The 7,313-nt window shown below is 70.2% G+C and carries 7 protein-coding genes; 6 read left to right on the top strand and 1 reads right to left on the bottom strand.

The features are described 5' to 3' along the window. Positions 1-349 precede the first annotated feature (349 nt). The 6 genes from K6I34_RS27540 to K6I34_RS27515 all read left to right on the top strand — a co-directional run bounded on the left by K6I34_RS27540 (position 350) and on the right by K6I34_RS27515 (position 5,694). Positions 350-1,087 (top strand): 2-oxo-4-hydroxy-4-carboxy-5-ureidoimidazoline decarboxylase, encoded by a 738-nt coding sequence (locus K6I34_RS27540; protein WP_229329803.1) that lies wholly within the window; start codon positions 350-352, stop codon positions 1,085-1,087. Positions 1,088-1,403: 316 nt separating this feature from the next. Beyond that, on the top strand, positions 1,404-1,784 hold the full coding sequence (sdhC, locus tag K6I34_RS27535) for a succinate dehydrogenase, cytochrome b556 subunit (RefSeq protein WP_229329801.1): 381 nt from the start codon (positions 1,404-1,406) through the stop codon (positions 1,782-1,784). Between the two features lie 6 nt (positions 1,785-1,790). Next, positions 1,791-2,261, top strand: coding sequence for a succinate dehydrogenase hydrophobic membrane anchor subunit (locus tag K6I34_RS27530; RefSeq protein ID WP_229329799.1), 471 nt, complete (start codon positions 1,791-1,793; stop codon positions 2,259-2,261). A 20-nt stretch (positions 2,262-2,281) separates the two neighbouring features. Continuing rightward, positions 2,282-4,036: a succinate dehydrogenase flavoprotein subunit gene (sdhA, locus tag K6I34_RS27525; RefSeq protein ID WP_229329797.1), complete on the top strand. Its 1,755-nt coding sequence runs from the start codon at positions 2,282-2,284 to the stop codon at positions 4,034-4,036. Beyond that, positions 4,036-4,794 carry a succinate dehydrogenase iron-sulfur subunit gene (locus tag K6I34_RS27520; protein WP_229329795.1) on the top strand — a complete coding sequence of 253 codons (759 nt, stop codon included), beginning with the start codon at positions 4,036-4,038 and terminating at the stop codon, positions 4,792-4,794. Before sdhA ends, K6I34_RS27520 begins: the two co-directional genes overlap by 1 nt. A 114-nt stretch (positions 4,795-4,908) precedes the next feature. After that, a complete protein-coding gene (locus K6I34_RS27515) occupies positions 4,909-5,694 on the top strand; it encodes an alpha/beta fold hydrolase (protein ID WP_229329793.1) in 786 nt (261 codons plus the stop codon). Between the two features lie 29 nt (positions 5,695-5,723). On the opposite strand, the gene K6I34_RS27510 is transcribed toward K6I34_RS27515, so the two are convergent. Then, positions 5,724-7,304, bottom strand: coding sequence for an ABC transporter substrate-binding protein (locus K6I34_RS27510; RefSeq protein ID WP_229329805.1), 1,581 nt, complete (start codon positions 7,302-7,304; stop codon positions 5,724-5,726). Positions 7,305-7,313: the final 9 nt, after the last annotated feature.

Here is a 7,313-nt window from a genome sequence, read left to right as displayed (position 1 = left end):
CGCGGAGGCGGTGGCCCGCGGGGAGCGGGAGTCGCTGTGGGACGGGCGGGTGCCGCCGTCGCGCGGGCAGCCCATGAGCGTGAGCGTGGCGGCGAGCGCGACCCCTACGGCGGAGCCCCGCACCAGGCCCGCCCGGGTCATTCCGAAGGGCAATCCCATGGGACAAAGCCTCCCTATACCTCATATTTGCGGCAAATATGAGGCGACCGTACGGCGCGCCCGCCCGCAGACACGTCAGACGCGTCCACCACGCGCTCGATACGCGCCCCGTCCGGGGGAAATTCGCGCATCCGTCGGACAGTGGCCGATACCCATCGCTACGGTGGCGGCCCAGTGTGCACGCCGGACCGTGCCCGTCTCGTGCGTCCCCGCATCACAACCGCATCACGAACCGCGCATCGCTCCTGCTCTCCGCCGCTCGTCGCCGTTCAATGCCACCGCAGGTCTCCTTCACCCGTACGGCCCTGCGTTTCCCTTCTTCCCCGGCGCCGGGCGAAAGAGCCCTGTCCCTCCGTTCCGCGCTCCCGAGGAGACCCCGCTGCACGGACCCGCCCGCCACGGTCTCGACCGCCTGAACTCGGCGGCGCCCGGCGCCGCCGAGGCCGCCCTGCTCGCCTGCTGCGGCAGCCGCCACTGGGCCAGGCAGCTCGCGGACCACCGCCCGTACGCCGACCTGGCCGCCCTGCTCCGGGCCGCAGACCGGGCCGCCCGCGCCCTGACCCCCGCCGATATCGCCGAGGCCCTGGCCGACGAGCGCGGCCCGCACCCGGCCCTGCTCCGCCGCGCGGGCGCGGGCGCGAACACAGCCGACGGTTCCGCGGCGCTCACCGCCATACGCCGCGCCCAGGTGGCGTACGAGCACAGATTCGGCCACGTCTTCGTCGTCTGCCTGGACGGCCGCCGCCCCGCCGAGGCCCTCGGCCGCGTCCTCGCGGCGCTGCGCGCCCGGCTGTCGGGCACCGTCGAGGAGGAGGCCGCCGTCACCGCCGCCGAGCTCGCCCGGCTCGCCCGCGGACGGCTGGCCCGGCTGGCCCCCGACACCCCGTGCGTCCGCGTCCACGACACCCGGCAGCCGTACGGCGCGTGATTCCCGCGACACCCCCGCGGCGTCCCGCGGCATCCCCGCGACACCTGAACGGCGCACGGACCCCCGGTCGGGGCATAACGCCCGGACGGTCCGGAATCGGGTGTTCCGTGATCTTTCCGCCACCCGGAGAGCCTTGCGAAAGCGCAGCTCAGGCCCGTAAACCGGCCCGGAGGGGCAAGTGTGACGAAGGCCGCCGACCCCGGGAAGAAGAACCGACAAGTCGTCGCTACGATGGCGAGGGCCGGTGGACCGTACCCGGCCGGGCCCGCTGACAGTGAAGCCGGCAGGCTCTGATCCCGCTCCCGGAGGGTTTTCCGTGCCGGCTGGAACGCTGTACCGCGGCCGGGAAGGCATGTGGTCATGGGTGGCTCACCGAGTCACCGGCGTCCTCATTTTCTTCTTCCTGTTCGTGCACGTCCTGGACACCGCACTCGTACGCGTCTCGCCCGAGGCCTACGACGATGTCGTCGCGACGTACAAGACACCCGTCGTCAACGTGATGGAGTACGGCCTCGTCGCCGCCATCCTCTTCCACGCGCTCAACGGCCTGCGGGTCGTCGCCGTGGACTTCTGGTCCAAGGGCGCGCGCCACCAGAAGAAGATGCTCTGGGGCGTCATGATCGTTTGGATCGTCCTGATGGCAGGCGCTTTCTACCCCGTGCTCCAGCACACGCTGCGCACGCTGTTCGGGAGCTGACGCGAGATGTCCGCTGACACCACCCCCGCCGCGCACGAGACCGCGTCGCTCTACGACGTGGACAACCCGGCTCCCGTCATCGAGCCGCCCCGCAAGCGCACCAAGAAGACGCCCAAGGCGACCCGCACCAACTTCGAGATGTACGGCTGGCTCTTCATGCGCCTGTCCGGCATCCTCCTGGTCGTGCTGGTCCTGGGGCACCTGCTGATCCAGCTGGTGCTCGACGGCGGCGTCACCAAGGTCGGCTTCGCCTTCGTGGCGGGCCGCTGGGCCTCGCCGTTCTGGCAGGCCTGGGACCTGATCATGCTGTGGCTGGCGATGCTGCACGGCGCCAACGGCCTGCGCACGGTCATCAACGACTACGCGGAGCGGCCGACGACCCGCTTCTGGCTGAAGAACCTGCTGTACGCGGCCACGGCGTTCACCGTCCTGCTGGGCACGCTGGTGATCTTCACCTTCGACCCGAACATCCGCTAGAGCCCGGGGCTGACGCGACCATGAAGATCCACAAGTACGACACCGTCATCGTCGGCGCCGGCGGCGCGGGCATGCGTGCCGCCATCGAGGCGACCAAGCGCAGCCGCACCGCGGTGCTCACGAAGCTCTACCCCACCCGCTCCCACACGGGCGCCGCGCAGGGCGGCATGGCCGCCGCGCTGGCCAACGTGGAGGAGGACAACTGGGAGTGGCACACCTTCGACACGATCAAGGGCGGTGACTACCTGGTCGACCAGGACGCCGCCGAGATCCTGGCGAAGGAGGCCATCGACGCGGTCCTCGACCTGGAGAAGATGGGCCTGCCGTTCAACCGCACCCCGGACGGCACCATCGACCAGCGCCGCTTCGGCGGTCACTCCCGCAACCACGGCGAGGCCCCGGTCCGCCGTGCCTGCTACGCGGCCGACCGCACCGGCCACATGATCCTCCAGACGCTGTACCAGAACTGCGTCAAGGAGGGCGTGGAGTTCTTCAACGAGTTCTACGTCCTGGACCAGCTGATCACCGAGGTCGACGGCGTCAAGAAGTCGGCCGGTGTGGTGGCCTACGAGCTGGCCACCGGCGAGATCCACATCTTCCAGGCGAAGTCGGTCGTCTACGCCTCCGGCGGCACCGGCAAGTTCTTCAAGGTGACCTCCAACGCGCACACCCTGACCGGTGACGGCCAGGCCGCCTGCTACCGCCGTGGCCTGCCGCTGGAGGACATGGAGTTCTTCCAGTTCCACCCGACGGGCATCTGGCGCATGGGCATCCTGCTGACGGAGGGCGCCCGCGGTGAGGGCGGCATCCTCCGCAACAAGGACGGCGAGCGCTTCATGGAGAAGTACGCGCCGGTCATGAAGGACCTCGCGTCGCGTGACGTCGTCTCGCGCTCCATCTACACGGAGATCCGCGAGGGCCGCGGCTGCGGTCCCGAGGGCGACCACGTCTACCTCGACCTCACCCACCTGCCGCCGGAGCAGCTGGACGCCAAGCTCCCGGACATCACCGAGTTCGCGCGCACCTACCTCGGCATCGAGCCCTACACGGACCCGATCCCGATCCAGCCCACCGCGCACTACGCCATGGGCGGCATCCCGACCAACGTCCAGGGTGAGGTGCTGGCCGACAACGACACCGTCGTCCCCGGCCTGTACGCCGCCGGCGAGGTCGCCTGCGTGTCGGTCCACGGCGCCAACCGCCTGGGCACCAACTCGCTGCTCGACATCAACGTCTTCGGCAAGCGGGCCGGTATCGCCGCCGCGGAGTACGCGCACAAGGCCGACTTCGTCGAGCTGCCGGAGGACCCGGCCCGGCTCGTCGCCGAGACGGTCGAGAACCTGCGCAACTCCACCGGCAACGAGCGGGTGGCCGAGCTGCGCAAGGAGCTCCAGGAGACCATGGACGCCAACGTCATGGTCTTCCGCACCGAGCAGACCATCAAGACGGCCGTCGAGAAGGTCGCCGAGCTGCGCGAGCGCTACAAGAACGTGTCCGTCCAGGACAAGGGCAAGCGCTTCAACACCGACCTGCTGGAGGCCATCGAGCTGGGCAACCTGCTCGACCTGGCCGAGGTGATGGCCGTGTCCGCGCTGGCGCGCAAGGAGTCCCGCGGTGGTCACTACCGCGAGGACTACCCGAACCGCGACGACGTCAACTTCATGCGGCACACCATGGCGTACCGCGAGACGGACGCCTCCGGCAAGGACAGTGTCCGCCTCGACTACAAGCCGGTCGTGCAGACCCGCTACCAGCCGATGGAGCGTAAGTACTGATGAGCACCGCGACGCTCGACAAGCTCGAGGCCGAGGCACAGACCTCGCACAACATCAAGGTGACCTTCCGCGTCCGCCGGTTCAACCCGGAGGTGGCGGCCGAGGCGACCTGGCAGGACTTCGAGGTCGACATCGACCCGAAGGAGCGCGTGCTCGACGGTCTCCACAAGATCAAGTGGGACCAGGACGGCTCGCTGACCTTCCGGCGCTCCTGCGCGCACGGCATCTGCGGCTCCGACGCCATGCGGATCAACGGCAAGAACCGCCTGGCGTGCAAGACGCTGATCAAGGACATCAACCCCGCCAAGCCGATCACGGTCGAGCCCATCAAGGGCCTCACGGTCCTGAAGGACCTCGTGGTCGACATGGAGCCGTTCTTCCAGGCGTACCGCGACGTCATGCCGTTCCTCATCACCAAGGGGAACGAGCCGACCCGTGAGCGGCGGCAGTCCGCCGAGGACCGCGAGCGGTTCGACGACACGACCAAGTGCATCCTGTGCGCGGCGTGCACGTCGTCCTGCCCGGTCTTCTGGAACGACGGCCAGTACTTCGGCCCGGCGGCCATCGTCAACGCCCACCGCTTCATCTTCGACTCGCGCGACGAGGCCGGTGAGCAGCGGCTGGAGATCCTGAACGACAAGGACGGCGTGTGGCGCTGCCGCACGACGTTCAACTGCACCGACGCGTGCCCGCGCGGCATCGAGGTCACCAAGGCGATCCAGGAAGTGAAGCGTGCGCTGATCACGCGCCGCTACTGATCCGCGGGTCGTTCGCGAAGGGTCCGCTCCCTTGAAGGGGAGCGGACCCTTCCGCGTTCCCCGGCCTCGCACTCGCTTGACCCTCACACGGCGTCACATGGCAGGCTCGGCCGTATGACGACACGGCTCCCGATGCCCCTTTCGACCACTGTGCGCGGCTCCGGCCCCGGGGTGCTGCTGGCCCACGGCGCGGGCGGCAGCATCGCGGGCAACTACACGACGCTGATCCCCTCGCTGGCCGTGGACCACACGGTGGTCGCGCCCGACTACCCCGGCTCGGGGGCCACTCCGCGCGCGGAGCCGCTCACCGCCGATCTGCTGGCCGAGGCGCTGGTGGCGCGGGCGGACGCGGCGGGCCTGGAGACGTTCACCGTGATCGGCTATTCGATGGGCACCATGGTGTCCGTACGGATCGCGGCCCGGTACCCCGAGCGGGTGCGGGGGCTGGTGCTGACGGCGGGCCTGCCCAGGGCCGACAACAAGACGCGGGCCGCGCTCGACGTGTGGCGGAAGCTGCTGGAGGACGGCGACCTGGAGGCGTTCGCCCGGTTCAACGCGACGGTCGGCTTCAGCCCCGACTACCTCAACGCGCTGCCGGAGGACCAGCTCCGCGCGTTCTACACCATCATGATCAAGGGCATCCCGGCGGGAGCCGCAGAGCAGGCGGCCGTGGTCCAGAACACCGACGTCACGGCGGACCTGGCGGGCATCTCCGTACCCACCCTGGTCATCGCCCCGACCCTGGACGCCCTGGTGCCGCCCGGCAACTCCCGCGTCCTGGCGGACGCCGTCCCGGGCGCGGAGTACGCCGAACTGAGCACGGGCCACGTCGTCATGGCGGAGCGCCCGAAGGAGTGGCAGGGCCTGATCCTGTCGTTCCTGCGGCGGCACGGACTCTGACGCACCGTCACTCCCCGTCGAGTCCCGGCTCACATGCGGGCGAGCTGCCACAGGCGCCATGTGCCCGTGCCGTCGGAGAGGTATTCGGTGCCGGAGATGTCGGCGTCGCCGAGGACGTACTCCTTCTTCTGCCACAGGGGCACGAGGGGGACGTCCTCGGCGATGATCTTCTGGATGGCGCGGAAGTCGTCGGCGGTGCGGATGCGTTGTTCCTCGCGCTGGGTGGCGCGGATGAGGCGTTCCACGCGGTCGTTGGTGTAGCCGGAGTGGAGGGGCGAGTCCTTGCCGACGACGGACGTGGTGAAGGTGTCCGGGTCGGGGAAGTCCGCGAGCCAGCTGACGAGGTACGTGTCGTAGGCGCCCCGGGCGTAGCCCTGGAGGAATTCCTTCCACTCCACGTGGCGGGTGTGCACCCGGAACAGGCCCGTGTCCTCCAACTGCCGCTTCAGCAGGTCCGCTTCCGCGTCGGTGGCGGCCCCCTGCGAATAGGCGATGCCGAGGCTGACGGGCGCGGAGATGCCCGCCTGGTGCAGCAGGGTACGGGCGCGCTGCGGGTCGGGGGTGGGGTAGGCGTCGAAGAAGGAGGTGGAGTGGCCGGTGAGGCCCTGCGGGACGAGTGCGTAGAGGGGTTCGACCGTACGCAGGTGCACGTCGCGCGCGAGCGCCTCGCGGTCGACGACGGCCGCGACCGCCTGCCGTATCGCGACGTCCTGCACGGGCGAGCCGTCCCGCAGGTTGAAGACGAGCGAACGGGCCACGGAGCCCGAGGACTCCATCAGCTTCACGCTGGAGTCGGCCGGGGACTGCCGGGCGATGTCCGCCGGGGGCAGTTGCCGTCCGGCGACCTCGACGGCCCGTTTCCGCCACGCCTCGCTGAGCTGCGCGGGGCCCGCGTAATAGCGCACGGTGACGGCGCTGCCCTTGGGTTTGACGGCGCCCTTGTAGTGCCCGGCGGGCTTCAGGCGGGCGGTCGAACCCGGTGCGTAGGAGTCGAGTTCGTACGGGCCGGAGCCGTCGGCCTCGGTGCCGGTGCGGAGGGCGTCGGCGGGGTAGCGGGTGGCGTCCACGATCGCCCCGGCGCCGGTGGCCAGCTTGAACGGGAAGGTGGCGTCCGGCGCCTTCAGCCGGAAGGTGACGGTCTGTTCGGTCGTGTCCACGGTGTCCAGCGTCTCGAACAGCGCGGCCGGGCCCTGCGGGTCGTTGATCCGCCGGATGCGGTCGAAGGAGAACTTCACGTCCTTCGTCGTCACCTCGTCGCCGTTGCCGAAGCGCAGGCCCTCGCGCAGGCTGCATCCATAGGTGCGCAGGTCGCCGCCCTGGAAGCCGCAGCGGCTCGCCGCGTCCGGCACCGGGGTGGTGGAGCCGGGGGTGTAGGTCAGCAGGGACTGGTAGAGGTTGCCGATCAGCGCCCAGGACCCGACGTCGTAGGCACCCGCCGGGTCGAGCGAGGTGACGGTGTCGGTGGTGCCGACCGTGATCGGGCCGTCGTCGCCCTCCCCCGGGTCCGTCAGCCCGCAGCCCGCGACCGCCACCGTCAGCAGCAACGCCCCGGCGGCACCGGCCGCCCTGGCCACTGCCCGTGCACCCGTACGTAACCGTCCCCCGCGCATCCCCACGCC

It is taken from the genome of Streptomyces sp. UNOC14_S4 (assembly GCF_020740835.1).
Lineage (GTDB): Bacteria > Actinomycetota > Actinomycetes > Streptomycetales > Streptomycetaceae > Streptomyces.
This window is presented reverse-complemented; position numbering and strand designations above follow the sequence as displayed.

Coding starts and splice junctions, on each gene's coding strand:
- K6I34_RS27515 (WP_229329793.1), top strand. CDS start 4,909: ATGACGACACGGCTCCCGATGCCCCTTTCGACCACTGTGCGCGGCTCC.
- sdhA (WP_229329797.1), top strand. CDS start 2,282: ATGAAGATCCACAAGTACGACACCGTCATCGTCGGCGCCGGCGGCGCG.
- K6I34_RS27520 (WP_229329795.1), top strand. CDS start 4,036: ATGAGCACCGCGACGCTCGACAAGCTCGAGGCCGAGGCACAGACCTCG.
- K6I34_RS27530 (WP_229329799.1), top strand. CDS start 1,791: ATGTCCGCTGACACCACCCCCGCCGCGCACGAGACCGCGTCGCTCTAC.
- K6I34_RS27510 (WP_229329805.1), bottom strand. CDS start 7,304: ATGCGCGGGGGACGGTTACGTACGGGTGCACGGGCAGTGGCCAGGGCG.